The 25,180-nt window shown below is 59.0% G+C and carries 23 protein-coding genes and 1 tRNA gene; 16 read left to right on the top strand and 8 right to left on the bottom strand.

The features are described 5' to 3' along the window. Nucleotides 1–171: 171 nt before the first annotated feature. From GGD50_RS26325 to GGD50_RS26295, 7 genes are all read left to right on the top strand, one after another. On the top strand, nucleotides 172–1,263 hold the full coding sequence (locus GGD50_RS26325; RefSeq protein ID WP_107106550.1) for a microcin C ABC transporter permease YejB: 1,092 nt from the start codon (nucleotides 172–174) through the stop codon (nucleotides 1,261–1,263). Further along, entirely contained in the window at nucleotides 1,263–2,417 is a 1,155-nt protein-coding gene (locus GGD50_RS26320; protein ID WP_107106551.1) for an ABC transporter permease, read from the top strand. Before GGD50_RS26325 ends, GGD50_RS26320 begins: the two co-directional genes overlap by 1 nt. Then, nucleotides 2,414–4,048 carry an ABC transporter ATP-binding protein gene (locus GGD50_RS26315; protein WP_107106552.1) on the top strand — a complete coding sequence of 545 codons (1,635 nt, stop codon included), beginning with the start codon at nucleotides 2,414–2,416 and terminating at the stop codon, nucleotides 4,046–4,048. The genes GGD50_RS26320 and GGD50_RS26315 overlap by 4 nt, the downstream gene beginning before the upstream one ends. 12 nt (nucleotides 4,049–4,060) lie before the next feature. Next, nucleotides 4,061–5,020, top strand: coding sequence for a 2-hydroxyacid dehydrogenase (locus tag GGD50_RS26310; protein WP_107106553.1), 960 nt, complete (start codon nucleotides 4,061–4,063; stop codon nucleotides 5,018–5,020). Between the two features lie 77 nt (nucleotides 5,021–5,097). Then, entirely contained in the window at nucleotides 5,098–5,382 is a 285-nt protein-coding gene (locus GGD50_RS26305) for a hypothetical protein (protein ID WP_107106554.1), read from the top strand. A gap of 193 nt (nucleotides 5,383–5,575) precedes the next feature. Further along, nucleotides 5,576–6,880: a nicotinate phosphoribosyltransferase gene (pncB, locus tag GGD50_RS26300; RefSeq protein WP_107106555.1), complete on the top strand. Its 1,305-nt coding sequence runs from the start codon at nucleotides 5,576–5,578 to the stop codon at nucleotides 6,878–6,880. Nucleotides 6,881–6,967: 87 nt separating this feature from the next. Beyond that, nucleotides 6,968–7,882, top strand: coding sequence for a tetratricopeptide repeat protein (locus GGD50_RS26295; protein ID WP_107106556.1), 915 nt, complete (start codon nucleotides 6,968–6,970; stop codon nucleotides 7,880–7,882). 81 nt (nucleotides 7,883–7,963) lie between these two features. Here the strand turns inward: GGD50_RS26295 and GGD50_RS26290 are convergent, their stop codons facing one another. Beyond that, the gene (locus tag GGD50_RS26290) at nucleotides 7,964–8,911 is read right to left on the bottom strand and encodes a DUF1444 domain-containing protein (RefSeq protein WP_107106557.1); all 948 of its coding nucleotides are present in this window, start codon (nucleotides 8,909–8,911) and stop codon (nucleotides 7,964–7,966) included. 162 nt (nucleotides 8,912–9,073) lie between these two features. Between GGD50_RS26290 and GGD50_RS26285 the strand changes: the two genes are divergently transcribed. Continuing rightward, nucleotides 9,074–11,236 carry a mechanosensitive ion channel family protein gene (locus GGD50_RS26285; RefSeq protein WP_107106558.1) on the top strand — a complete coding sequence of 721 codons (2,163 nt, stop codon included), beginning with the start codon at nucleotides 9,074–9,076 and terminating at the stop codon, nucleotides 11,234–11,236. Nucleotides 11,237–11,303: 67 nt separating this feature from the next. On the opposite strand, the gene GGD50_RS26280 is transcribed toward GGD50_RS26285, so the two are convergent. From GGD50_RS26280 to GGD50_RS26265, 4 genes are all read right to left on the bottom strand, one after another. Continuing rightward, a complete protein-coding gene (locus tag GGD50_RS26280; RefSeq protein ID WP_107106559.1) occupies nucleotides 11,304–12,032 on the bottom strand; it encodes an SDR family NAD(P)-dependent oxidoreductase in 729 nt (242 codons plus the stop codon). After that, entirely contained in the window at nucleotides 12,029–13,150 is a 1,122-nt protein-coding gene (locus GGD50_RS26275; protein ID WP_107106560.1) for an alkene reductase, read from the bottom strand. The genes GGD50_RS26280 and GGD50_RS26275 overlap by 4 nt, the downstream gene beginning before the upstream one ends. A gap of 170 nt (nucleotides 13,151–13,320) precedes the next feature. Continuing rightward, nucleotides 13,321–14,127 carry an alpha/beta fold hydrolase gene (locus GGD50_RS26270; protein ID WP_107106561.1) on the bottom strand — a complete coding sequence of 269 codons (807 nt, stop codon included), beginning with the start codon at nucleotides 14,125–14,127 and terminating at the stop codon, nucleotides 13,321–13,323. An 88-nt stretch (nucleotides 14,128–14,215) separates the two neighbouring features. Continuing rightward, nucleotides 14,216–14,965 carry a sulfite exporter TauE/SafE family protein gene (locus GGD50_RS26265; RefSeq protein WP_107106562.1) on the bottom strand — a complete coding sequence of 250 codons (750 nt, stop codon included), beginning with the start codon at nucleotides 14,963–14,965 and terminating at the stop codon, nucleotides 14,216–14,218. Between the two features lie 154 nt (nucleotides 14,966–15,119). Here GGD50_RS26265 and GGD50_RS26260 point away from each other — a divergent pair, with 154 nt between their 5' ends. Beyond that, nucleotides 15,120–16,250 (top strand): proline racemase family protein, encoded by a 1,131-nt coding sequence (locus tag GGD50_RS26260; protein ID WP_246451530.1) that lies wholly within the window; start codon nucleotides 15,120–15,122, stop codon nucleotides 16,248–16,250. A gap of 129 nt (nucleotides 16,251–16,379) precedes the next feature. Continuing rightward, entirely contained in the window at nucleotides 16,380–17,381 is a 1,002-nt protein-coding gene (locus GGD50_RS26255) for an Ldh family oxidoreductase (RefSeq protein WP_107106563.1), read from the top strand. A 69-nt stretch (nucleotides 17,382–17,450) separates the two neighbouring features. Here GGD50_RS26255 and GGD50_RS26250 read toward each other — a convergent pair whose 3' ends face one another. Further along, nucleotides 17,451–18,131 carry a GntR family transcriptional regulator gene (locus GGD50_RS26250; RefSeq protein WP_107106564.1) on the bottom strand — a complete coding sequence of 227 codons (681 nt, stop codon included), beginning with the start codon at nucleotides 18,129–18,131 and terminating at the stop codon, nucleotides 17,451–17,453. 478 nt (nucleotides 18,132–18,609) lie between these two features. Here GGD50_RS26250 and GGD50_RS26245 point away from each other — a divergent pair, with 478 nt between their 5' ends. Both GGD50_RS26245 and GGD50_RS26240 read left to right on the top strand, forming a co-directional pair. After that, nucleotides 18,610–19,365, top strand: coding sequence for a S1 family peptidase (locus GGD50_RS26245; protein WP_107106565.1), 756 nt, complete (start codon nucleotides 18,610–18,612; stop codon nucleotides 19,363–19,365). 49 nt (nucleotides 19,366–19,414) lie between these two features. Then, entirely contained in the window at nucleotides 19,415–19,825 is a 411-nt protein-coding gene (locus GGD50_RS26240; RefSeq protein ID WP_107106566.1) for a hypothetical protein, read from the top strand. Between the two features lie 319 nt (nucleotides 19,826–20,144). Here the strand turns inward: GGD50_RS26240 and GGD50_RS26235 are convergent. Continuing rightward, nucleotides 20,145–20,234, bottom strand: a tRNA-Ser gene (locus tag GGD50_RS26235). 235 nt (nucleotides 20,235–20,469) lie between these two features. Between GGD50_RS26235 and GGD50_RS26230 the strand changes: the two genes are divergently transcribed. Beyond that, nucleotides 20,470–20,787, top strand: a complete 318-nt coding sequence (locus GGD50_RS26230) for a hypothetical protein (protein WP_107106567.1) — start codon at nucleotides 20,470–20,472, stop codon at nucleotides 20,785–20,787. Nucleotides 20,788–21,171: 384 nt separating this feature from the next. Here the strand turns inward: GGD50_RS26230 and GGD50_RS26225 are convergent, their stop codons facing one another. Next, nucleotides 21,172–21,420 (bottom strand): hypothetical protein, encoded by a 249-nt coding sequence (locus GGD50_RS26225; RefSeq protein WP_146143967.1) that lies wholly within the window; start codon nucleotides 21,418–21,420, stop codon nucleotides 21,172–21,174. Between the two features lie 59 nt (nucleotides 21,421–21,479). Between GGD50_RS26225 and GGD50_RS26220 the strand changes: the two genes are divergently transcribed. The 3 genes from GGD50_RS26220 (at nucleotide 21,480) to GGD50_RS26210 (ending at nucleotide 25,178) form a co-directional block, all read left to right on the top strand. Then, complete coding sequence (locus tag GGD50_RS26220; RefSeq protein ID WP_107106568.1) at nucleotides 21,480–22,475, top strand: BMP family lipoprotein; 996 nt, start codon at nucleotides 21,480–21,482, stop codon at nucleotides 22,473–22,475. A gap of 80 nt (nucleotides 22,476–22,555) precedes the next feature. Further along, complete coding sequence (locus GGD50_RS26215) at nucleotides 22,556–24,067, top strand: ABC transporter ATP-binding protein (RefSeq protein ID WP_107106569.1); 1,512 nt, start codon at nucleotides 22,556–22,558, stop codon at nucleotides 24,065–24,067. Nucleotides 24,068–24,074: 7 nt separating this feature from the next. Beyond that, the gene (locus GGD50_RS26210; protein WP_107106570.1) at nucleotides 24,075–25,178 is read left to right on the top strand and encodes an ABC transporter permease; all 1,104 of its coding nucleotides are present in this window, start codon (nucleotides 24,075–24,077) and stop codon (nucleotides 25,176–25,178) included. Nucleotides 25,179–25,180: the final 2 nt, after the last annotated feature.

The following is a 25,180-nucleotide window of genomic DNA, read 5'->3' as shown; positions in this document are numbered from 1 at the left end:
GCGGCTCTTGCAATGACGGGCATGCTGGCTCCAAATGCCCCATGCCGATTCGGCAATTTCAGCCTGAAATGACTGCGCCGGCTCTATTCGGCGGAAGGGAACAAACGACTTGAACGACGGATGGATTGAGGCGGGAGCAGGCATATTCCTCGATGAGGGAGTGACGGGCTGATGGGTGCCTATATCCTCAGACGTCTGCTGCTGATGATCCCGACCATCATCGGCATCATGGCGATCTCGTTTACCATCGTGCAGTTCGCGCCCGGCGGTCCTGTCGAGCAGGTGATCGCGCAGTTGACCGGCCAGGGCGACAACGCCAATGGCCGTCTTTCCGGCGGTACCGATCTGCTCGGCCAGCAGAACGTCGACGACAGCAGCTCGAAATATCGCGGCGCGCAGGGGCTCGATCCGGAGCTGATCGCCAAGCTCGACAAGCAGTTCGGCTTCGACAAGCCGCCGCTTACGCGCTTCGGGCAGATGATGTGGAATTATATCCGCTTCGATTTCGGCGAAAGCTTCTTCCGCAATACCACGGTGATCGATCTCATCGGCCAGAAGCTTCCCGTGTCGATTTCGCTCGGCATCTGGATCCTGATCTTCTCCTACGCCATCTCCATCCCGCTCGGCATCCGCAAGGCGATACAGGATGGATCGACCTTCGATGTCTGGACGTCCGGTGTCATCATCATCGGCTATGCAGTTCCGAGTTTCCTCTTCGGCATCATGCTGATCGTGCTTTTCGCCGGTGGCTCCTTCTTCGATTGGTTTCCGCTGCGTGGCCTCGTCTCCGATAATTTCGCCGATCTTACGTGGTGGCAGAAGATCATCGATTATCTCTGGCACCTCGTGCTGCCATTGATCTCGCTGTCGCTCGCCGCCTTCGCCACGACGACGCTTCTCACCAAGAATTCCTTCATCGAGGAGATCAAGAAGCAATATGTCATCACGGCCCGCGCCAAAGGGCTGAGCGAGCGGCGGGTGCTCTATGGCCATGTCTTCCGCAATGCCATGCTCATCGTCATCGCCGGTTTCCCCGGTGCCTTCATTTCCGCCTTCTTCACCGGTTCGCTGTTGATCGAGAATATCTTCTCGCTCGATGGCCTCGGCCGCCTCAGCTATCTCTCCGTCGTCCAGCGTGACTATCCGATCGTGTTCGCAACGCTCTATATCTTCTCGCTGCTTGGCTTGTTCGTCGGCCTGATCTCGGACCTGATCTATACTTGGATCGACCCCCGCATCGATTTCGAGCGGAGGGATGTCTGATGGACGCAGCGACCAACTCGACGGCCCCGGCAGTAGTAAAGCCGCCGCGCAAGGGCCTCTTTTCCCCGACCAACGTTCGCCGCTGGCAGAATTTCAAGGCGAACCGCCGTGGCTACTGGTCTCTCTGGCTGTTCCTGATCCTGTTCGTTGTCAGTCTCGGAGCGGAATTCATCGCCAACGACCGGCCGATCCTCATTTCCTATAAGGGCGAGATCCTGACGCCTGTCTTCGTCGATTACCCCGAGGAAAAATTCGGCGGCTTCCTCGCGCAGACCGACTATCGCGCAGAGGATATCAGGCAGGAGATCAACGCCAATGGCTGGATGATCTGGCCGCCGATCCATTATTCCTACCAGACCGCCAATTCGAACCTTCCGAAGGGAACCTCAGCTCCGACCGCTCCCTTCTGGCTGATGAGCAAGGAACAGCGCTGCTCCGGCTATGAAAAGGGCGTTGATGATCCGAATTGCACCCTGAGCAATCTCAACTGGCTCGGCACGGACGACCAGGCACGCGATGTGCTGGCGCGCATGATCTACGGCTTCCGCATCTCGGTGCTGTTCGGCCTGGCGCTGACCATCTGCTCGGCGGTCGTCGGCGTTGCCGCCGGTGCCATCCAGGGCTATTTCGGCGGCTGGACCGACCTTCTCCTGCAGCGTTTCATCGAGATCTGGTCATCGATGCCGGTACTCTACATCCTGCTGATCATCGCCTCGGTCCTGCCGCCCGGTTTCTTCATCCTTCTCGGCATCCTGCTTCTGTTTTCCTGGGTGGGCCTCGTCGGCGTCGTGCGTGCCGAATTCCTGCGGGCGCGCAATTTCGAATATGTCCGCGCCGCCCGCGCGCTCGGCGTCAACAACATTACCATTATGTACCGCCACCTGCTGCCGAACGCCATGGTCGCGACCCTGACCTTCGTGCCCTTCATTCTCTCCGGCTCGATCACGACGCTGACCTCGCTGGATTTCTTAGGCTTCGGCATGCCCCCCGGCTCGCCTTCGCTTGGCGAAATGATCGCCCAGGGCAAGTCCAACCTTCAGGCCCCCTGGCTCGGCCTTTCCGCCTTCTTCACGATGTCGATCATGCTGTCGCTTCTGATCTTCATCGGTGAAGCCGTCCGCGATGCATTCGATCCGAGGAAGACGTTCCGATGAGCGCAGACACCCCATTGCTTTCAGTCCGAAATCTATCCGTCGCCTTTCACCAGGGCGGCCAAACCTCGACTGCGGTCGACGGCGTCTCTTTCGATATCGCCAAGGGCGAAGTCTTGGCGCTGGTCGGCGAATCCGGGTCGGGCAAATCGGTGTCGGCCAACTCGATCCTGAAGCTGCTGCCCTATCCGACTGCCAGCCATCCCTCGGGAGAAATCCTGTTCAAAGGCAAGGACCTGCTGAAGGCGTCTGACAATGAGCTGCGTGCCGTCCGCGGCAACGACATTACCATGATCTTCCAGGAGCCGATGACCTCGCTCAATCCGCTCCATACGATCGAAAAGCAGATCGGCGAAATCCTGGCGCTGCACCAGGGCGTGGTCGGCCAGCAGGCGCGTGCCCGCATACTGGATCTCCTGAATCAGGTCGGCATCCGCGAGCCGGAAAAACGGCTCAAGGCCTATCCGCACGAGCTGTCCGGCGGCCAGCGTCAGCGCGTGATGATTGCCATGGCGCTCGCCAACCGGCCGGAGCTTCTGATTGCCGACGAGCCGACGACGGCGCTCGATGTGACGGTGCAGGCGCAGATCCTCGAATTGCTGCGCGAGCTCAAGGGTGCACACGGCATGTCGATGCTGTTCATCACCCACGATCTCGGCATCGTCCGCAAATTCGCCGATCGCGTCTGCGTCATGACCAAGGGCCATATCGTCGAGACCGGCACGGTCGAGGAGGTCTTCACCCATCCGCAGCATGAGTATACCCGGCATCTGCTGGCTGCCGAGCCGCGCGGCGAGCCGCCGGTGGGCGACACCAGCAAGCCCGTGGTCATGGAAGGCTCCGACATCAAAGTCTGGTTCCCGATCAAGGCCGGGCTGATGCGCAAGGTGGTCGACTATGTGAAAGCAGTCGACGGCATTGATCTCAGGCTAAGAGCCGGCCAGACGCTCGGCGTCGTTGGTGAATCCGGCTCCGGCAAGACGACGCTCGGCCTGGCGCTTGCTCGGCTGATCTCCTCCAGAGGCCGCATCAGCTTTGTCGGCAAGGACATTGCGGACTATTCCTTCAAGGAGATGCGGCCGCTGCGCAACCAGCTTCAGGTCGTCTTCCAGGACCCCTACGGATCGCTGAGCCCGCGTATGTCGGTCGGCGAAATCATTGCCGAAGGGCTGAAGGTGCATGAGCAATCTCTATCGGCGGAAGAGCGCGATCGGCGCGTCTGCTGGGCGCTGGAAGAGGTGGGTCTCGATCCCTCGACCCGCTGGCGCTTCCCGCATGAATTTTCCGGCGGCCAGCGCCAGCGCATCGCCATTGCCCGCGCCATGGTGCTGAAGCCGCGTTTCGTCATGCTGGACGAGCCGACCTCAGCGCTCGACATGAGCGTACAGGCGCAGGTGGTCGATCTGCTGCGCGACCTGCAGCGGCGCCATGACCTTGCCTACCTCTTCATCAGCCATGATCTGAAAGTCGTGAAGGCGCTTGCGAACGACCTGATCGTCATGCGCTTCGGCAAGGTCGTGGAGCAGGGTGTGTCGGCGGAGATTTTCCGTGCGCCCAAAGAGGATTACACTAGGGCGCTTCTCGCAGCCGCCTTCAACATCGAGGCGGTCCCCACCGCCGCCGTCCAGCAATAAAAGACAATCGCCATGCCGGTCAAAAGCCCTGTTCTCGTCGATCTCAAATTCACGCCTGAAGCCATCGCCGCGGCCCTTAAAACCGCTTTCACCGATCGTGGCAGCATCAACCTCGCCGATCCCGCCAATAAAGGCGCGGATCTGAGCCAGGTCGATTATGCCCTTCTGTGGAAGCCGGATGCCGATCTCTTTCAGCGCGCGCCCAACCTCAAGGTCATCTTTTCCGGCGGCGCCGGCGTCGATTCCATGTTGAATATCGAGGGTCTCCCCGACATTCCCATCGTCCGCTTCGTCGACCGCAGCTTGACGGTGCGCATGACGGAATGGGTCGTGCTGCAATGCCTCATGCATCTGCGCGACGTCTTCGGTCACTTCAGGCACCAGCGCAAGCGCGTCTGGGGCCATCTTTCGGCGCCCGAAGCACGCGAAGTCACGGTCGGTGTCATGGGCCTCGGCATTCTCGGCCTCGATGCCGCCACCAAACTCAAGGTCATGGGCTTCGACGTCATCGGCTGGTCGCGACAGAAAAAGCACATCGACGGCATGGAAACGTTCGACGCCGGCGAGCTAGATGCCTTTCTCGCGCGGACTGATATTCTCGTCGGTCTGCTACCGCTGACGCCGGAGACGACGGGGTTTTACAACAGCGCGCTCTTTTCCAGGCTTCGCCGCGGCGGTGCCCTGGGCAAGCCGGTATTCATCAATGCTGGACGCGGCAAGAGCCAGGTCCAGGCCGATATCGTCTCGGCGATCGAAACCGGCGTACTCGGTGGCGCGTCGCTCGATGTCTTCGATGTCGAGCCGCTGCCGATGGACGCCCCGCTCTGGGGCATGGAGAATGTCGTCATCACCCCGCACGATGCGGCGGTCTCCGAGGAATATTCGCTGATGCGCCATATCGAAGAACAGATCGCCCGCTTCGAGCGCGGCGAGCCTCTGCAATACCTCGTGGATCGCAGCCGGGGCTACTAAGCGCCTTCGGAACCTTCCAGACCCGCCTCCGTTTTCCAAATGACGTCGCCGCAAGGCGAATTTGGAAGGAGGCTGTCATGCCACGGAAGCTGGAAACCCATACGCGCTGGGAGGATTCTGATCACCGTCTGCATGAGGAAAAGGAGTTGCCGGCGACCGAGGCCAAACAGGGGCATATGGGACGGCGTGTATTGGCGGTGCTTCTTGTCGCACTTGCGCTGACAGCGATCGTCTGGGCGCTGGCGGAACTATGGGGCGGCAAGCCCACGCAGACGACGCCAGTGACGACGACCCCGGTGACGACCCAAGATCAGACGGCGACACCGAAACCGCCGGCTCAAGGCAATTCCCAGCCGCAATGAATTCGGCCATCAGCCACGATCTAAGCCAATGCAGCGGATGTCTGTATCAGCGCGTTTATTTCAGTATCAATTTTCTTTCAGTGACTGGACTTTCGCTCAACATTTTTTGATAAGAGGAGCATTATACCCGCCGCCAGCGAGCTGGAGGCGCGAAGCATGACGTCCGGGGCGTAGGGAGACGGGCAGGAACGAGATGACGAAAACGGATATCGCCACCCGTGTCTATAACCATACCTGGAAGCTCGATCCGATCATCCGCAGTCTGATCGATACGGATTTCTATAAGCTTCTGATGCTGCAGATGATCTGGAAGCTTTATCCGGACGTCAATGCCACCTTCTCCTTGATCAACCGCACGAAAAGCGTCCGGCTCGCCGAAGTGATCGACGAGAAGGAGTTGCGCGAACAACTCGATCATGCGCGTACGCTCAGGCTTGCCAAGAAGGAGATGATCTGGCTAGCGGGTAACAGCTTCTACGGTCGTGCCCAGATCTTCGAGCCGGAATTCCTGGGCTGGCTGTCGAATTTCCAGCTTCCGGAATATGAGCTGTCCAAGCGTGACGGGCAGTATATTCTCGACTTCCACGGGTCGTGGAAGGAAACCACCATGTGGGAGATTCCGGCCCTCGCCATCATCAACGAGCTCCGCTCGCGTGCGGCGCTGAAGGCGTTGGGTCCTTTCACGCTCGATGTCCTCTATGCGCGAGCCAAGGCGAAGATGTGGGAAAAGGTCGAGCGGCTGAGTGAGCTGCCGAATCTGCGCATTTCCGATTTCGGCACCCGGCGACGCCATAGTTTCCTCTGGCAGCGTTGGTGCGTGGAAGCGCTGAAGGAAGGTGTCAGCCATGCTTTCACCGGCACCAGCAACGTCCTTCTCGCCATGGATTCCGATCTTGAGGCCGTCGGCACCAATGCGCACGAGCTGCCGATGGTGGCGGCGGCGCTGGCCGAGACCGATGAGGCGCTTGGAAAGGCGCCCTACAAGGTATTGCGCGACTGGAATCGCCTTTACGGCGGCAACCTGTTGGTGGTTCTGCCCGACGCCTTCGGCACGGCTTCTTTCCTGCGCAATGCGCCGGAATGGGTGGCCGACTGGACCGGCTTCCGCCCCGACAGCGCGCCTCCGATCGAAGGCGGCGAGAAGATCATCGAATGGTGGAAGAAGATGGGCCGCGACCCGCGCCAGAAACTTCTGATCTTCTCCGACGGTCTGGATGTCGACGCCATCATCGCCACCTACAAGCATTTCGAGGGCCGGGTCCGCATGGGCTTCGGTTGGGGCACCAACCTCACCAATGATTTTGCAGGCTGCGCGCCCACCGAAATCCATGGCCTCAACCCGATCTCGATCGTCTGCAAGGTGATCGAAGCCAATGGCCGCCCGGCCGTCAAACTCTCGGACAATCCGCAGAAGGCAACGGGCGAACCCGCCGAGGTCGAGCGCTATTTGAAGTTCTTCGGCGCCGAGGATCGGGTGGATCAAGAGGTGCTGGTGTAATCATCTTGTTTTCGATAGAGCATGTGACGGCTCTACCGATTGTTGTAAAGCTAGGACCCCACTACCGTTTCGACTCAAGGATCAGCCGTGGTACGAAATCATTATGGCTACGGATTGTTATTGTGCCTTGTCCTCTCGCAACCCGCTTACGCGCAAACGGATGACGGAACAGCCGCATTCGCAAAGCGTGACTATAGATCGGCACTGCTGAATTGGCAGCCACGGGCGGATCAGGGTGACGCAACGGCTCAGTACGGCCTGGGGCGCCTTTATTTCTTTGGACTAGGTGTACCGCCAGACTCTAAGCAAGGCATTTTCTGGTTCCGCAAGGCGGCCGATCAAAACAATCCCTACGCTGAACGTCGCTTGGGTCTCGTTTATTCGGTTGGCGAAGACGATGTAGCTCCGGACCCTGAACAGGCGAATATCTGGTTTCAGAAGGCAGTAGCTGGCTTGAGCAAGGTAGCCGAGGACGGCGATGTCATGGCTCAATATTTGCTTGGCGGTATGTATTCTGACGGCGAAGGCGCGGAGCCAGATGCCGCGAAGGCGAACTTCTGGTTTCAGAAGGCGATGGGTAGTTTCCGCGAGCAGGCAGAGCAGGGAACAACCTCGGCCCAATACTGGCTCGGCCAAATGTATCTTAACGGTCAAGGTGTAAGCCGAGACGTAGATCAGGCAATTATCTGGCTCTCAAAGGCTGCGGAGCAAGGCGATCTAGGCGCCCAACTCTGCCTTGGCGAGATCTACACTTATGCGCAATACGATCGCAAGGATAGCGACATGGCGATTAAGTGGCTTACGAAGGCTGCGGAACAAGGCGACCCAGGGGCGCAAAAGCGTCTTAGTGCCGTCTATGCGGAGCGTGCACATCCCGCTGATGCGTCGGCGTCGGCTTACTGGTATCGCAGGGCGACGGATACAGAAGCGTCATCTGCAGCTAAGGACAGCCCTTCCGAAGCGGTCAAGCCAATCAACCTACCATTTTCTTCCAAAAATTGAATCTGGTGTGGAGGCATTCGTACAAGTGGGCGTCTGTTGACGCTGGTCGGTATTTGTTCGCCCCAGGGGGCAAATCACATGCTACTGCACACTCCGCCCCACCCGTTTGAACAGCGACCACTTGCCGCCCTCCCAGCGATATTGATCCGGCGAGATCACATAGGGCACGTCGCTGAGATCGGCGCTGATCAGTTCGAGGAGTTGCAGTCCTTGAACGTCGTTTTCGTGAGTGAAGAAGACCTTGTCCCGTGACAGGAAGGCCGCGATCGGTGCTGCACCGCCGGATTGGTCCTGTATCTGGGCCCAGAATTTTGGCAGGAAGGCGACGCTGGATTCAAACTGGCCGTCGATCTCGACATATTGAAACCGACTGCGTTTGGCGACCTGTACGCCGGTCTTAGTGAGAAATTTATGGAGATTGGCCTGCGCCGTCTCCGCCAGTTCGCCGACGTCGATGCCCCAGTCGTCCAATGCGTTGGTCATCACATAGCTGACCGCGGTCTCGCCATTGACGACAAAAAGCCTGACAAGATTCTCGGCTTCATCGAGATAGACGAATTGCGGCGGATCGGGTTCGTCCTTGACTGCCTGTATCATCTGCCGCCGTGCGACGTCGACGAAGCTGCGCGATTTCAGCACCGGCAGCACCTTGTCGAGCTCATCGCCGCCTTCCAGGGCTTCGGTCATGTTCAGATAGTTGAGCAGAGCCTGAGCACGCGCTTGTCCCTTCTTTTCACGCAGCGCCAATAGCGCGTTGCTCAAGAATTTCGTCATTGTGTCGCCGTTGCGGCTATGCAGCGTCAGGCTGCCGGCGCCGGGATCATAGTCGACTTTGACCACTTCGCCGAAAAATGGCAGGCGCTCTTGCAGGTAGGCGGCAAAGCGGGCCTCGTCTTGCAGCGCTTCGTCTGGGATGTTGAGATCGAGGCTCTTGATCGCCGACGTCCCGGCGGGCTGTGGGGCTGGCGGCTCAATCTGCGCGTCCGGTCGTTTGGCTCCGCCGAAGAGCTTTTTCAGGAAGTTGAACACGCGAACATCCCCAAACGGTATCGCTGCAAGCCTAGCGTGCCCCCGGCTCATGCGCAATGCCAGCATCTAATTGATTGCATGACTTGCGTAAGCGACTGCTTTTCCGCACTAAAATGGCGTATAGTTTGCAAAAACGGGCCGATTGCGAGAGGGGCAGCGCATATGAGTATTGTCGGGGGTGGCAGACGGTCGATTGGCGCGCTGCTTCTATGTCTTATTGCTTTTTCAGTACCGGCCGTGGTCCACGCGCAAAGCGCGGCTGAGCCATCGGTTGCCGCGCCGCCCCCGGAAAAGGTCCGAGAACTCATTCAGTTGATGAATGAGCCTGACGTCAAGCAGTGGCTTACGTCGCAGCTCAATGCCAAGCCTGCTTCCGCGGACAAGCCTGCCTCCGGCGGCGGTCAGATGTCGGAATTGTCGGATACCCTTGGCCATACGCGGCGGCACTTGGAGCTAGTGTCTGGTGCAGCGATGACGTTGCCTTCCGAGGTGATGACGGCCACTATGAAGCTTGAAAACGAAGGTGAGGCGGCCGGCCGGCTGCGCATCGGCATCCAGGCACTGGTGCTGTTTTTCTTCGGTCTGGTGGCCGAACTGGTGGTGGCGCGCCTGATCAACGCCAAGCATATGCAGCTTACCGAAAGGGCGGCTGGGGTCGAGACCGAATTGCAGGCGGCGCGCTTTCAGTTCATGGGCGGCGTGGTGCCGGCCATCGTCCACGGCGTGGCTATGCTGGTTCCGCTGCTCATCTTCGACTGGCCGCCGATCATCGAAAGTTTTGCGATCGCCTGCGTGATCGCGATTGTCTCCATGCGGCTGGCGGTTTCGCTCGGTAGATTGTTGATGGAGTTGATCGCGATGCGTCGGGCGAGCGATGTTCTCGACGAGGATGGCGGCGCCGCGCGTATCGCCGAGCGGCGGCGGGTTGCGAAATACTGGTATAGGCGAGGCACGCTGTTCGTCATCTATTTTGCCTGCGGCTGGGCGGTGATCCAGGCCATGCTGCCGCTTGGCTTCTCCGATGGCGCCCGCGCTCTTGTCGGCTATACGCTTGGCATCGGCCTGTTCCTGATTGCCGTCGAGGCAGTCTGGGCGCGCCCTGCGCATCCTGGAGCGAACGGCAGAAAGGTCATCTCATGGCTGTTGACGATCTATTTCGCCGCGCTTTGGTGCCTGTGGGTGACCGGCTTTAATGGCCTGCTCTGGCTTGGCATCTACGCCATTCTGCTGCCGCGCGCGCTCTCTGTGTCCTCGCGGGCGGTGGAGGCGCTGCATGATGCGGCCAGCGGCGTTCTTGGTGCCGGCAAGCTTGCGACGGTGATGCTGGACCGCGGCGTCCGTGCGGTCATCATCGCGCTTGCCGCCCTCTGGCTCGGACACATGCTCGGTGTCGAGGCAGCCATGATGATGAGGCAGCCTGAATCCACGATCGACCGCGTGGCCCGCGGCATCCTCGGCGGCATCGTCATTCTGCTGGCCGCCGATTTGCTCTGGCATCTATCGAAAACCTACATCAACGGCAAACTGTCGGCATCCGCGCCGCTCGTCAACGACAGCGAGGAGATGAGGGCCCGGCGCGCCCGGCTGCACACGCTGCTGCCGATCTTCCGCAATATCCTTGCCGTTGTCATCGGCATCATCGCCATCATGATGGTGCTGTCGGGTCTCGGCATCGAGATCGGGCCGCTGATCGCCGGTGCCGGCGTGGTTGGCGTCGCTGTCGGTTTCGGCGCGCAGACCATTGTCAAGGATGTCATCAGCGGCATCTTCTATCTCTGGGACGATGCCTTCCGCATCGGCGAATATATCGAAAGCGGCAATCACAAGGGCGTGGTGGAATCCTTCAGTCTTCGCTCCGTGAAACTTCGCCATCAGCGCGGTCCGCTGGCGACGGTTCCCTTCGGTGCGCTCGGAGCGGTCAACAACATGAACCGCGACTGGGCGATCGACAAGATCATCCTGAAGGTCACCTACGACACCGATCTCGCGAAGACCAAGCGCATCATCAAGGAGATCGGCCAGCGGTTGCTCGACGATCCGGAACTGGCACCCAACATCATCCAGACACTGAAGATGAAGGGCGTCGAGCAGTTCGGCGATTTCGCGATCGAGATCAGGCTGGCGATCACCACCAAGCCCGGCGAAGTTTCCGTCATCCGCCGCAACGCCCTGGCGATGATCAAGCAGGCCTTCGATGAAAACGACATCCATTTTGCGTTCCCGACTGTGCAGGTTGCAAGCGAGAAGGATGCGGCCGCCGCGGCTGCCCGCCAGGTGATCGAGATGCGGACCGCAGGCATCGAAGGCGAACAACAGGCGGGCTAGAGCAATTCCAGGAAAAGAGAGCGGGCAAGCGATTTCGTGAAACGCTAGCCCGCTCTAGCAGTCGGCCTCAGAAGGTCTCCTTATAGGGGCGCAGGTCGATCTCCTGCGTCCAGGCGGAGGGATGCTGGCGGTGGATATGCCAGTAGGTCTCAGCGATGGCATCGATGTTGAGCAGCGTGTCGGCCTGCACGTCCGGCCGCCTTGATCGCAATCTTTCGCCGTCGATGCCGCCATCGATGATGGTGTGGGCGACATGCAGGCCGAGCGGCCCGAATTCCCGTGCCATGCTCTGGCTGATCATCCTCAAGCCTGCCTTGGCGGCGGCGAACTGCGCAAATCCGGCCTTGCCGCGCAGGCTCGCCGAGGCGCCGGTAAAGATCACCGTGCCGCGTCCGAGGGGGACGAGATGCCGGGCCGCCTCGCGCCCGACGAGGAAGCCGCCGAAGCAGCAGATGCGCCAGAATTCCTCGAACTCGGCGGCGGTGACACCGCGAAAGCCGATGTGGCGGTTAATGCCGGCGTTGAAAACGATGAAGTCGGGCGGATCAATGTCGTCCTGCGGCGCAAAGGCATGCTCGAACAGCCGCTTTACTGCCGCCTCGTCGGTCGCATCGGTTTCTATGGCTTCGGCGCTGCCGCCGGAGGCGTTGATGGCGTCGGCGATCTTGGTGATCTTTTCCAGCGTCCGGCTGGCGATGAAGACGTGGTAGCCTTTGTCGGCGAGCAGCCGGCAGAGGGCGGCACCGAGACCTTGTTCCGCTCCCACTCCAACGATGATGGCGCTTGGCGTGCTCATTCCGCTGCCTCCCTGGCGTCCAGTGTCGGATAATCCGTATAGCCCTCCGTGCCGCCGCCGTAAAAGGTCGGGCGGTGATAGGAGTTGAGGCCCGCGCCGCGGCGAATGCGTTCCGGCAGATCGGGATTGGCTATGAACAGGCGGCCGAAGGCGATGGCATCGGCATGGCCGGCGGCAAGGGCCGCCTCGGCGGTTTCGGGCTTGAAATTGCCGGCGGCGATCAAGGTTCCCGACCAGGCGGGGCGGAAGAGCTCGGCTGCCGACGGTACGTTCTTGTGGTCGACTTCGGCTTGGCCTGCACCGCTGGCGCGCGGCTCGATCAGATGCAGATAGGCAAGATGCAGACGGTCGAGCTCTCGAATGACATGACCGTAGAGCCGCAGTGGATCGTCCTCGCCGCTGTCGTTGGCAATGCCGAAGGGAGAGAGGCGGACACCGACGCGATCCGAACCCCAGAGCCTGGATACTTCTTCGATCACTTCGAGCAGCAGGCGTGTCCGGTTCTCGATCGATCCGCCATATTGGTCGGTGCGGTGGTTCGAACGGGCCTGCAGGAATTGTTCGATTAGATAGCCGTTGGCGCCATGGATTTCGACGCCGTCGAAACCGGCCTCCTTCGCATTGGCCGCGGCCTGGCCATAGACGTCGATCAGTAGCGGCATCAGATCGGTATCGATCGCCTGCGGTGTCTCAAAGGGCACGCGTTCGAATGATGCCGTGAAAGCATTTCCGGAAGCCGCGATCGCCGAGGGGGCGCATGGCGGAAGGCCACCGGGCTGATGCGAGGAATGGGAAATGCGGCCGACATGCCAGAGCTGGAGGAATATTCGGCCGCGCTTGGCATGAACCGCATCGGTGACCGCTTTCCAGCCGGCGATCTGCTCCGGCGTATGGATGCCCGGCGTTGCCGGCATGCCCTGTCCGCTCGGCGAAATCTGCGAGCCTTCGGAAATGATCAACCCACCAGGCGAGGCGCGCTGCGCATAATATTCGGCGTTCATGGCGGAAGGCACATTGCCCGGCTGGCTTGCCCGCATGCGCGTCAACGGCGCCATGACGACGCGATGCGCCAGTTCGTAAGGACCGACGGCGAGCGGCGAAAATAAGGTAGCTGTCATGAAATCTCCTGCCTGGAGCGGATTTTGCTCCCTGGGCGGACGGGCCGATCAGCGGCGGTTCGGTCGGGGGAACATTCGAAATATGATGATCATCATTTATCCGAACAATCGGACGCGCGCAACCAAATCCCGCGCAAACAAGACTCGATGGTGACGAACGCTGCCGGAGGCTACGCCGCAATCTTGCGAAGGAAAGCCAATATCGTATCGTTGAACTGTGCCGGCCGCTGCAGCGGCGCGAAATGGCTGACGCCGGAAAGCAGGATGAACTCGGCACCGGGGATGCTGCGGGCGAGATGGTCGGCATGCTCGCGCTTGATGAATTCGTCGTGTTCGCTGTGGACGATTGCGACGGGTACGTCGATCTCCGCGAGATCGGAGGCGGAATAGTTCGGCTCCGTCCGCTGCATCAGGCCGACCGCCTGAACGAAGGCGTCGAACTGATCCGGCGTCGCCGACAAGGCGGCATAATCCTTCACATGCCGGGAAAAGCAGCGGTCGATGATCGGCGTTGGCACGAATCCCTTCGTGCCGCTGGGGTCCATGTTGCATGCGAAATAGAAAACGCCGGCAATGCGCGCCGGATTGGTCCTCGCGAGGATCAAACCGGTGCACGCCCCATCGCTCCATCCGACGACGGCTGCCTTTTCGATGCGCAGCCTGTCCATCACCGCCAAGACGTCCGACGCCATCAGTTCATAGCTATAGGGCCGCACATCGCGCGTGCTGCGCCCATGGCCGCGGCTGTCGATGACGACTGCCCGGTAGCCGGCTTCGATCAAGGCCGGAACCTGGTACCCCCAATTGCCGCTGTTCCCGAGACCGCCATGCAGCAGGATCACCGGCATGCCCGCGCCATAGGCCGCATACCAGATGCGGGCGCCGTCGTGTTCGACATAACCCTGGACATCCGCGGCCGGCAGCGCCGCCGCGCCATCTGCGGCAAATTTTTCGAGATCGTCGTCCTGGAATTCCATGCTGATCCGCCTCCCTGACACCGCCCTTATATCGCATGACGCCGTGAACTCGAAACCCGGAAGAGCGGCTTTGCCGGCCGATGTTGCGCTAGAAGAACGGGCGCAGGGCCAGCTCCGCACCGAGCAGGATGAGGGCTATCAGGAACCATCGGCGAAACGTTGCGGGGCTGACCCTCCGCCGGATCGCCTGTCCCAGCCACATTCCGAGCAGCGCCGGCGCGACAGCGAGAGAGGACATCGCCAGATTGTCGAGCTGAAAAGCACCGCGCGAGGCCAAGCCGATCGCAAGCGCGATGGTCGAAACCGTGAAGGAAAGCCCGAGAGCCTGGATCAGATCGTCCTTGCCCAATCCGAGAGCCTGCAGATAGGGAACGGCGGGAATGACGAGGACACCGGTGCCCCCGGTGACAGCGCCGGTCATCAGCCCGATCAGGGGCGATAGCCAGGGCTCCGCCCGCTTCGGCACGGCCAATTGCCGGGCAAATAGGGTATAGCCGGCATAGATCATCAGGGCGGTCCCGAGCGCCATCGTGGTCCAGCGAGTATTACCGCTCGCCAGAAGCGAGGAGGTGGCAACCGTGCTGATCAGGATACCGAGCAGCATGGCCCAAAGCCTGCCGGCGAGTGCAGCAAAACGCGGTCCGGCGAATAATTGCCAGATATTGGAGACGAAGGACGGCACGATCAGCAGGGCCGCTGCCGCAACCGGCGGCATGATGGTGCCAAGCAACCCCATGGCAACCGTCGGCAAGCCCATGCCGGTGACGCCCTTGACGATGCCGGCGAGAAAAAAGGTCAAGGCGGTGGCGAGGATCAGCCAGGAGGAATGATCGAACATGCCGCCAGTTGTGCCAAGTCTGCAGGCCGCACGCAATGCGGAATGGGTCCCTAATTGAGAATACCACTTGACCTCGATCGAAGATCGTATACGTTATTCACATAAGGATATCGTATACGATATCGATAGTTGACGCCCGGGGGGAACGAAAAGAATGCCCTGCGCCCATCGCGCTACAGGCACTCGTTCCCCACGAAATCAAATGAACACTCAAGCACAGGGATCGGTCGATATGGGGTTCAAAAGAACAATTCACGCTGTTGATACGCACGCCGGCACGCCAATGCGCGTTGTCACTGGGGGCATTCCGCACATCCCTGGGAACTCGGTCTACGAGAAGATGAAATGGCTTGAAAGCAACGACGATCAGCTACGCAAGCTGCTATTGCGTGAGCCGCGCGGCTATTCGGCGCATTGCTGCAATATCATCGTGCCGCCCTCCCATCCTGAAGCGGATGCTGGCTATGTGATCATGGAGCAGATCGAATATCCCGTGATGTCTGGCGGCAATACCATTTCGGTGGTGACCGTATTGCTGGAAATGGGCATGCTTCCCATGAAAGAGCCCGTCACCGAGCTGGTTCTCGAGGCTCCCGCCGGACTGATCCGCGTCAAGGCGGAATGCAAAGACGGCAAGGTCAAGAACGTCACGTTCAAGAATGTTCCGGCATTTGCAGCCCACCTCGACGCTGTAATCGATGTGCCACATCTCGGTAAGGTCACTGTCGATGTTGGCTGGGGCGGGATGTTCTATGCCATCGCGGATGTCCGCCAGTTCCCTGGTCTTGAATTGATACCGGAGTACGGCAGAGAGATTGCGCGCGTTTCATCGATGATCAGGCAGGCAGCCATCGAACAGTTGCCGGTCATGCATCCGGACTATCCGGGCGTGGGCATCACGATCTCGCAGCTTTCCGGGCCGACAGACGACCCGAATGCCGACTGGAAAAATGCGGTGACGATGGCCTCGGGAGATTTTTCCTGGGACAATCCCGCCACCTGGACCGGAGCACTTGATCGCTGCCCCTGTGGCACTGGCACCTGCGCAAAAATGGCCGTGCTGCATGCAAAAGGTGAATTGCCGCTTAATCAGGCGTTTCGACATCAAGGCATTCTGGGCAACATTTATACCGGTCGCCTTGTCGAAGAGGCAACAATCGGGGACAAGCGCGCCGTCGTCCCGACCGTCTCCGGTACGAGCTGGATCTACGGATTGAATACAATTGTATTGGACAATGATGATCCGTTCACCGAGGGTTTCACAGTCGGAGATACCTGGGCCTAGTCTCCAGGCTGGAAGCTGATATTTCATTCTATCCGAACTGGATGCCAGCGCACCAAATGGGGTGCTGGCACAACGCCAAGGCTGCTACAGATTCTAGCCAGCCGGACAAAACGGAATTGGATATTTGACATGAATGAAGAGGTAGAACTCACTCAAGCGGAAGCCGAAGAGCTGGCGACACGAGCATGTCTCGCAGCCGGTGCCGACCCATCAAGTACCCGCTCGCTTGTGAACGCGACATTGTCCGCCGCACTCTACGGTCCAGCCACGCTCGGTTTTCCGCATATGGTGGACTACCTCAACAGCTTTCGTGAAGGGCGCATCAAGTGCGATCCAACGCCCACCCTAACGCGTCCCTTCCCTGCATTCTTTGTCTCCGACGCCGACAAGGGCATAGCGCAACTCGGCTTCGACCTCGCATTCCAGGGTTTAATCGAAGCGGCGCGAAATTTTGGAATTGCCGTCTTCACCCAAACCAATAGCTACACGGCGGGAGAACTAGGTTATTACGTCCGCAGGCTTGCCGAAGAGGGGATCGTTGGGCTCGCGGCGACGAATGCAAACGCTATGGTGGTTGCAAAGGCGGGTGGCCCGGCCGTCTACAGCACAAATCCGATGGCGTTTGGATTTCCGCTGGGGGATCGATCGCTGCCATTGATCATCGACCAGGCTTCGAGCGCGACGGCTTACGTCAACATCGTCGCTGCGGCTAACGAGGGCCGGCCGATCCCGGAAGGATGGGCGGTGGACGAAAATGGAATGGATACCCGCGATCCCGCCAAGGCACTGACCGGAGCCCTATTGCCTTTCGGCGGCCGCAAAGGCGCGAATGTAGCATTGCTGGTGGAAATGCTCTCCGCGGGCCTTTCGGGAGGGCCGTGGTCGTTGGACACGCCAGACTTCAGGTCGGGCGACGCATCTCCGGCAGTAGGATTGACGGTCATTGCCGTCATGCCAGGCCCTGATGGTGATGATCGCGTTGGCCGCGCGCATAAGCAAGCCCTCCGCCTGCAGGATCACGGCGTGTTCATTCCGGGTGTGGACGGCATTCCATACCCTCCGCCGTCGTCACAGGGGCTGAAGATGCCTCGCAGCGTATTCGAGGCGATTTGCGGCTTTTTCTCAGCGTAGGGGTCTCCCCCTACGGTCGACTGTCGCCTTGGCTTAGTCGTACTCCGCTATCACCTCGACAGCGGAGGTTTACGATTTATCGGTCGCTTTGGGTCGATGCGCCAGCAGAGATTCGCAGGCCCGCATGATGTGGGCATGAACCAGCGCAGCCGCCTCATCGACGTTACGTTTGCGGCATAGGTCCAGAATCTGCCTGTGCTCTCGGTCCGCAGTTTCCTGTCCGCTTGAGAGGGAAAGCTGGACCCTCAGATACCGCTCGATCCGGTCATTCACGGATCTGATCATGCTTAGTAGATATGGGCGATCGGCATCCTCGTAGAGGCAGGAATGGAATTGCCAGTTGAGTTCGGCCCACCTTGCGACGTTGGTTTCCAGCGCGAAGGCATCGCAGTAGGCTTGCGCTCGCTCGAACGTAGCCTCGGTCATATTCGGGATCGAAAACCGGATTGCGCTGGATTCCAATATTGCGCGGACCTCGAAAATCTGAACGATTTCGGGTTCGGAAACAGACGTTACAACGGCGCCCTTGTTCCGCTGGAATGCGACGAGCCCTTCCGCTTCAAGCCGCTTCAAAGCCTCCCGCACCGGAATTTTCGAGACGTTGAACATCCGCGCGACGTCATCTTGGCGGATGGGCTCGCCCTCGTCCAAAGTGCCGTCGATAATCGACTCGCGAATGAACTTAAGGATGATGTCGGACGCCGTCGGTGCGGCTCCGAGATTTGGAATAACCTCTGATTTTAGCGGCATTCGAACCCATTTCCACGGCTACGGCACAAGTCCACGAATATCGTAGACGATGTTGGATCTCAAGATATTGGCTTGGAGCATTTATCCTAGATCGTATCCCTTGGCTTGGATGGGTGGTCTATACGGCAATTTGCCAGGAACTGCCTTTAGCAAAATGCCTCTTGGCTCCTTACCGCAGCTCGGAGCGGGTATACGCAGGAATTGCTCCCTATCTTTGAAGTTGAAAATTTCTCGATATCAGTACGTGGATATATGAGTTGGCCGCGACTGCACGCCTATTGTTTGAGATGTACGACAGCCTAGGCGAGTTCCATGAGTCGTCGGCAACAAAATCGCTGCGTCTCCGTCGGAAATCAAGTATAACTTGATCGCTTCTTACTTAGGTTCGCCCTAAAGTTTCAGCCCAAGGTCGCCATTTTAAGCAATGCGATTTCCGACCGGGTAAGGACGGTGGAGTCACTAAACTGGAGTTCCGAGAGTGATCAACCATGTCCTGCAATCCTACGTCGTTCCCGTCTGCCTCTACGCTGAAGAGGGCAGAAAGGCCGGTCTGCGGAGGCTGGTCGGTAGTGCTTTCTTTTGTGGTTCAAAGGGATGTTTTTTAACCGCGCGACACGTAATGGATCAGGCCACCGCCGAAGCCGAAAAAGAAGGTTGGCTAATTGGTTTGTGCGCAAAAGCGGATAACGGGCAATCTGTCGATAGCGTTATCTACCCTCTTTCACTCTGGGAGTTCGCTGCCCATCCCTATGACATCGCGATAGGTCGTTTGGACTACTTTCCGGGCACGCCTTTGTTCGCGAAAAGCGCACATGTTGGTATCTTCGAGGAAGTCCGATCCCTAGGGTATCCTTCATCTGTGCATGTAAAGGACGGTGATGCCCTCTGGCTCAATTTGAGGGGGCAAAATGGACAGGTTCAACGTCTCACTCTTCCTCGGGACATGATCTCATCTCATCCTGACGGTTTCGAACTTAGCTTTCTGTTAAGTCCGGGCATGAGTGGCTGCCCTGTTTATACACTCGATGGAAATGTTATCGGAGTGGGCGTTGGCTCGTTCGGTTCCCGGATCGTAGAGCATGAGCTTTCTGAAGTAGATGACAACGGACACAAATTCACCGAGCAGCGGCTTCGGATCGAAGAATTTGGCTTTGCTCACGATCTTCGGGGGCTCCTTGATTGGACACCCGAATTGCTTGGAGGAATGAAACTCTCCGAGGCACTCGGTTCGTAGGGGCGGTTTCGACACCTACACCAAAGACAAATACATAGAGGAACGGCCCATGGCCCTTAAAGGGGGTGCGCTAAGCGCTGTTATAATCATAGCGTTACTTGTCGGCGCAAATTTTCTCTTCAAGGAGGACCCTACGCCCTCCCAGCAGAAGCTGTCAGCTAGCGAACAACTTTGCGTCAACGCCGCCGCCGAGATATTCAAGCAGACGATTGCTGCCGATGCGCAGCGCGCCAACGAGAGTGTTAACGTCTTAGAAAAATTGCCAAGTAGCACTCAAAATCCAGCGGAGTTCGCAAGTATTATTGCTTCGATGAATGCCCGCGATGTTCAGGCGGAAATTAATGAGGATGCGGCTTATTGCGAAAAACTAGCCTCGTGCTTCTCACAAGTTGACCACCAGAAGCGATTCAACGCTTGTTTTGGTGAAGCACAGAGGCAGCGAGCTTCCGATAAGAACTGACTTCGACCGGTTGTCTGCTTGGTCACAATGGATCGCTTGTTAAACCCGAGCGCTTCTTTTCGAGCGGGTGCAAAGCAGCGAAGTCACGGAATTAATTCCGTAATGAAGGTGAGCTTTGGCACGCATGGAGATTTTGACCGGCCAGGAACGCCAACGCGTTTGGTCTGACGAGCAGAGGCTGGGGATTTTGAGGAACGTTTCGGCGGGCATTGCCGCGGCCGCCGACATCGCTGTCAGCATGAAATCTGTCCAACCAAAGCGGGAAAGTTGCACAAACGAAAGGACAATAAGATGAAAAATCAACCGCTTGTTGATTTGATGGCGGACAGGGAGGGATTCGAACCCTCGGTACGCTTTCACGTACACACGCGTTCCAGGCGTGCGCCTTAAACCACTCGGCCACCTGTCCTTTGGCGTTTCGCAACCGGTCAGGAGGCAAATCGTCGGAACGGCCGCGATATATACCGATGAATTTCTTAGGATCAACCCGAATCTGACAGATTTTTGACTTCCCGACAGAAAACTCCAGACCTTTGGTCCATTGCGCTTGTCTGGCTCTCAACTTATCTAAGAAGAAGGATGGCGCAGAGTGCGGTCGGCCAGTCGTTTATGGCCGATGGAGTAATGAGTATGCGGAGGATACGATGCGCTTTTTGTTGCGTTTTGCCAGCCTTGTCGCGCTGGTCGTTGCGGTGATCGCCGGAACTATCGATTCCATTCAATCGGTTGCTGCCTCCGCCGTCGTGGTGACGCCGATGGAGGACGCTTGGAACGATGTCAGCCCATCCTCGCTTGCAACCGTCCAATCGCTGATTTCCTATTACATCCATCCGCGCCTTTATGATCTGGCCGTGCAGTGGCTGTTGTTCCAGCCGACGTTCGCGGTGTTCCTGGTGATCTCGCTGCTTCTGTGGATGATCGCCTACAAGAAGCCGCCTGTCGCAGGCCGCTTCAGCGTCTGAGACTTCGCTGACGCGTTGAATTCAGTCAACCAGGCGCCGGAGAGGGGAGAAGGAACTTGCTTGACCACGACCTCGGCCCCTTCGGCATAAAGGCAGAGCGCCGGAATTTCACTGCCGGCCTTACATACTTGCCCGCGACACCGTTTCATCGGCTTGGAATTCATATGGGAGCGCCGGTCAACTGTATGACGCCCACAATGCCGGGCGGATCGATGTCGAGCCAGGGGTTGGAGACGTAAGACGAGGCCGAACCAGCCTGCAAGAGGTTCTGGCTTCGATGACGAAAAATCTCTGATCTGGGAATTGGGATCTCGACACGACGGCCGAAGATCGAGCGATCGAGTCATGTTTCAGGCAATCGCGCTGATATAGATCGCGAGGGTATCAAGACAACTGATCGCGAGCGTGGTAAACCTTCGAGGTCGTTCCTGCGACATCTGTTGTCGGCCCTCGCTTGACTAATAAAATTGCAGTTTGAGGGCGAAAATGTTCAGAAATCAGCTCCTTTGAGCGGGTTTTTGGCAATTCCCACAAATCTTTACCAACTGAAAAATTTCTCGTGAATTTTTCCTGCAGCCATGCAAGGATGCGCGCCAGCTTGGCCTCGGGGGAGGCCGGCGGTTCCGCAGACATGTCCGGTCAACGGGCTTGCGGGAGGACCCAACAAGATAGCAACAATAGGGCTGCAACTCATGAAAAAATCCCTTTTGACCCTTTTCGCCTTGGCTGCCATGTCGGCAACGGCGCTTGCGGCCGACATCAAGCCGGCGATCGTTTATGGCACCGGCGGCAAGTTCGACAAGTCCTTCAACGAAGCTGCCTATAACGGCGCCGAAAGGTTCAAGAAGGAAACCGGCGTCGCCTATCGCGACTTCGAGCCGACGGGCGACACCCAGGGCGAACAGGCACTGCGCAACTTCGCCAGCAAGGGCTTCAATCCAGTTATCGCCGTCTCCTTCGCCTGGACGTCCGCTCTGCAGAAGGTTGCCGCTGAATATCCGAAGACCCAGTTCGTTCTGATCGACGACAGCCTCGATCTGCCGAACGTTCGCTCCGTCAAGTTCAAGGAAAACGAAGGTTCCTACCTGGCTGGCGTCATGGCTGCCATGGCTTCGAAGTCCGGCAAGATCGGCTTCGTCGGCGGCATGGACATTCCGCTGATCCGCAAGTTCGAATGTGGCTATGAGCAGGGCGCCCGCGCTGCCAATCCGAAGATCGAAGTCTTCCAGAACATGACCGGCACGACCGGTGCTGCCTGGAACGACCCGGTTCGCGGCGGCGAGCTCACCAAGAACCAGATCGACCAGGGTGCCGACGTTGTTTACGCGGCTGCCGGCGCGACCGGCCTCGGCGTGCTGCAGACGGCCGCCGACAACAAGAAGCTCTCGGTCGGCGTCGATAGCAACCAGAACTATCTGCATCCGGGTTCGGTCCTGACTTCCGTCGTCAAGCGCGTCGACCTCGCCGTCTATAACGCCTTCACCGACTCCAAGAACGGCAAGTTCACCGCCGGCACGCAGGAGCTCGGCCTCAAGGAAGAGGGCGTCGGCGCGGCCATGGACGACAACAACAAGCCGCTCGTCACGCCGGAAATGAAGGCTGCCGTCGACAAGGCGACCGCCGATATCATTGCCGGCAAGATCAAGGTCCACGACTACACGACCGACAACGCCTGCCCGAAGAGCTGATATGAAATAAGGGCGTATGACGTATCCAAAACGTCATACGCCCTTTTCTTATCCGGAAGTCTGATTTCTGGAGCTGCGTAGTGAGCCAAACGCCTGCCATCGAACTCGTGGGCATCGACAAGAAGTTCGGTGCTGTTCATGCCAACAAAGATATCAACCTGACCGTCGCCAAGGGCTCGATCCACGGGATCATCGGTGAGAACGGTGCCGGGAAGTCGACTCTGATGTCGATCATCTACGGCTTCTATCATGCCGACAGTGGCGAGATTCGCATCAACGGCAATCCTATCGCCATCCGCGACAGCCAGACGGCGATTGCCGCTGGGATCGGCATGGTGCACCAGCATTTCATGCTGGTCGACAATTTCTCCGTGCTGGAAAACGTCATGCTCGGCGCCGAGGGCGGCGCCTTGTTGGCGAAGGGTGTCACGGCCGCCCGCGCCGAACTGAGGCGCCTGGAGACGGATTACGGCCTCGATGTCGATCCGGACGCCTTGATCGAGGAGCTTCCCGTCGGTCAGCAGCAGCGCGTCGAGATCCTGAAGGCCATGTATCGTGGCGCCGAGATCCTGATCCTGGACGAGCCGACCGGCGTTTTGACGCCAGCCGAAGCCGACAATCTGTTCCGAATCCTCCGCGTGTTGCGCGACCAGGGCAAGACCATCATCCTCATCACCCATAAGCTGCGCGAAATCATGGCGATCACCGATACGGTATCGGTCATGCGCCGCGGCGAAATGGTCGCCACGCGCAAGACGGCGGAAACCACCGTCGAAGAGCTCGCCGAGCTGATGGTCGGCCGTCGCGTGTTGCTGCGCGTCGAAAAAGGCTCCGCCCATCCCGGAGAGGTCGTGCTTTCCGTTCGCAACCTGACCGTCAAGGATGGCCGTGGCGTGACCATGGTCGACAATGTTTCCTTCGATGTCCGAGCCGGCGAGATCGTCGGTATCGCCGGCGTTGCCGGCAACGGCCAGTCGGAACTGTTGGAGGCGATCGCCGGCATCCGTAAGCCGGCGTCCGGCGAAATCTACCTGCATGGCGAGCCGATCGGTATCGCCGACCCGGCAGCGCTGCGTGAGCTTGGCCTTGCCCATATCCCGGAAGACCGCCATCACATGGGCCTCGTCCTCAAGTTTGAGGAATATGAAAATTCCATTCTCGGCTATCACCGCGACACCAAATATGGGCGCGGCGGCATGCTCGATCTCGACGCCATGCGCAAGGATGCGCTGGAGAAGATCGAGAAATACGACATTCGCCCGCCGAACGCCCGGCTGAAAACAGCCAATTTTTCGGGCGGCAACCAGCAGAAGATCGTCGTTGCCCGCGAGATCGAGCGCGATCCGAAGGCCCTGCTGATCGGCCAACCGACACGCGGCGTCGATATCGGCGCCATCGAATTCATCCATCGCCGCATCATCGAAATGCGCGATGCCGGCAAGGCGATCCTGCTGGTATCGGTGGAGCTGGATGAGATCCGCGCGCTTTCGGACCGCATCCTCGTCATGTTCGCCGGCCACATCGTCGGCGAGAAAACGGCTGACGCCGGTGAACAGACACTCGGCCTGATGATGGCCGGCATTGCCGCATGAGGCCTTGATGAGCACTGCTTCCGTTCCGCTTCCCAATTGGATCAATTATGGCCTGATCCCGGTCATCAACCTCATTATCGCCTTCCTGATTTCCGGCCTCGTGGTCTGGTTCATCGGTGAAAGCCCGCTGGATGCGCTGAACCTGCTGCTGCAGGGCGCGCTCGGGAGCGGCGAGGGCATCGGCTTCACGCTGTTCTATGCCACGAGTTTCATTTTCACCGGTCTGTCGGTGGCCGTGGCCATCCATGCCGGCCTGTTCAACATCGGCTCCGAAGGTCAGGCCTACGTCGGCGGCCTCGGCTGCGCGCTGGTGGCGCTGACGCTCGATAAGTATGTGCCCTGGTACGTGACGATGCCTTTCGCGGTCATCGGTTCAGCCATTTTCGGCGCGCTCTGGGCTCTTATTCCCGCCTGGCTCCAAGCCAAGCGCGGCAGCCATGTGGTCATCACCACCATCATGTTCAACTTCATCGCCTCGGCGATGATGAATTTCATCCTGGTGCATGTGCTGATCGTGCCCGGCAAGATGGCGCCGGAAACCCGCACTTTCCTCGCGGGCGGCCAGCTTCCGAAGCTGGACTGGCTGATGGGCATCTTCGGTTCGACGATCGGTGCGGCGCCCCTTAACGTTTCCTTCCTGATCGCGCTGGTCATGTGCTTCCTCGTCTGGTTGCTCGTCTGGCGTACCAAGCTCGGCTATGAAATGCGCACGCTGGGCTTGAGCCCAACGGCTGCCGTCTATGCCGGCATTCCCTATGCCCGCACGGTCATCATCGCCATGCTGCTCTCGGGCGGTTTGGCCGGCATGATGGCGCTCAATCCGGTGATGGGCGCTTCGGCGCGCCTGCAGGTCGAGTTCGTGCTCGGCGCCGGTTTCGTCGGCATCGCCGTCTCGCTGATGGGCCGCAACCATCCGGTCGGCATCATCCTGGCGGCGATCCTGTTCGGCATTCTCTATCAGGGTGGCGATGCGCTTTCCTTCGACATGCCCAACATTACGCGCGACATGATCGTGGTCATCCAGGGTCTGGTCATCCTCTTCGCCGGCGCCCTCGAATATATGTTCCGGCCCGCGCTGGTGCGCACCTATCAAAAATTCGCCACGACGTGAGG

Source organism: Martinezella paranaensis, from assembly GCF_014200235.1.
Classification (GTDB): Bacteria; Pseudomonadota; Alphaproteobacteria; order Rhizobiales; family Rhizobiaceae; genus Rhizobium; species Rhizobium paranaense.
This window is presented reverse-complemented; position numbering and strand designations above follow the sequence as displayed.

What these genes read in the sequence shown, in the direction of transcription:
- GGD50_RS26310 (WP_107106553.1), top strand. Translation starts at nt 4,061, where the DNA reads ATGCCGGTCAAAAGCCCTGTTCTCGTCGATCTCAAATTCACGCCTGAA.
- GGD50_RS26315 (WP_107106552.1), top strand. Translation starts at nt 2,414, where the DNA reads ATGAGCGCAGACACCCCATTGCTTTCAGTCCGAAATCTATCCGTCGCC.
- GGD50_RS26270 (WP_107106561.1), bottom strand. Translation starts at nt 14,127, where the DNA reads ATGGAATTCCAGGACGACGATCTCGAAAAATTTGCCGCAGATGGCGCG.
- GGD50_RS26240 (WP_107106566.1), top strand. Translation starts at nt 19,415, where the DNA reads ATGGCCCTTAAAGGGGGTGCGCTAAGCGCTGTTATAATCATAGCGTTA.
- GGD50_RS26230 (WP_107106567.1), top strand. Translation starts at nt 20,470, where the DNA reads ATGCGCTTTTTGTTGCGTTTTGCCAGCCTTGTCGCGCTGGTCGTTGCG.
- pncB (WP_107106555.1), top strand. Translation starts at nt 5,576, where the DNA reads ATGACGAAAACGGATATCGCCACCCGTGTCTATAACCATACCTGGAAG.
- GGD50_RS26260 (WP_246451530.1), top strand. Translation starts at nt 15,120, where the DNA reads ATGCCCTGCGCCCATCGCGCTACAGGCACTCGTTCCCCACGAAATCAA.
- GGD50_RS26275 (WP_107106560.1), bottom strand. Translation starts at nt 13,150, where the DNA reads ATGACAGCTACCTTATTTTCGCCGCTCGCCGTCGGTCCTTACGAACTG.
- GGD50_RS26285 (WP_107106558.1), top strand. Translation starts at nt 9,074, where the DNA reads ATGAGTATTGTCGGGGGTGGCAGACGGTCGATTGGCGCGCTGCTTCTA.
- GGD50_RS26305 (WP_107106554.1), top strand. Translation starts at nt 5,098, where the DNA reads ATGCCACGGAAGCTGGAAACCCATACGCGCTGGGAGGATTCTGATCAC.
- GGD50_RS26265 (WP_107106562.1), bottom strand. Translation starts at nt 14,965, where the DNA reads ATGTTCGATCATTCCTCCTGGCTGATCCTCGCCACCGCCTTGACCTTT.
- GGD50_RS26225 (WP_146143967.1), bottom strand. Translation starts at nt 21,420, where the DNA reads ATGTCTGCGGAACCGCCGGCCTCCCCCGAGGCCAAGCTGGCGCGCATC.
- GGD50_RS26280 (WP_107106559.1), bottom strand. Translation starts at nt 12,032, where the DNA reads ATGAGCACGCCAAGCGCCATCATCGTTGGAGTGGGAGCGGAACAAGGT.
- GGD50_RS26325 (WP_107106550.1), top strand. Translation starts at nt 172, where the DNA reads ATGGGTGCCTATATCCTCAGACGTCTGCTGCTGATGATCCCGACCATC.
- GGD50_RS26250 (WP_107106564.1), bottom strand. Translation starts at nt 18,131, where the DNA reads ATGCCGCTAAAATCAGAGGTTATTCCAAATCTCGGAGCCGCACCGACG.
- GGD50_RS26210 (WP_107106570.1), top strand. Translation starts at nt 24,075, where the DNA reads ATGAGCACTGCTTCCGTTCCGCTTCCCAATTGGATCAATTATGGCCTG.
- GGD50_RS26255 (WP_107106563.1), top strand. Translation starts at nt 16,380, where the DNA reads ATGAATGAAGAGGTAGAACTCACTCAAGCGGAAGCCGAAGAGCTGGCG.
- GGD50_RS26220 (WP_107106568.1), top strand. Translation starts at nt 21,480, where the DNA reads ATGAAAAAATCCCTTTTGACCCTTTTCGCCTTGGCTGCCATGTCGGCA.
- GGD50_RS26320 (WP_107106551.1), top strand. Translation starts at nt 1,263, where the DNA reads ATGGACGCAGCGACCAACTCGACGGCCCCGGCAGTAGTAAAGCCGCCG.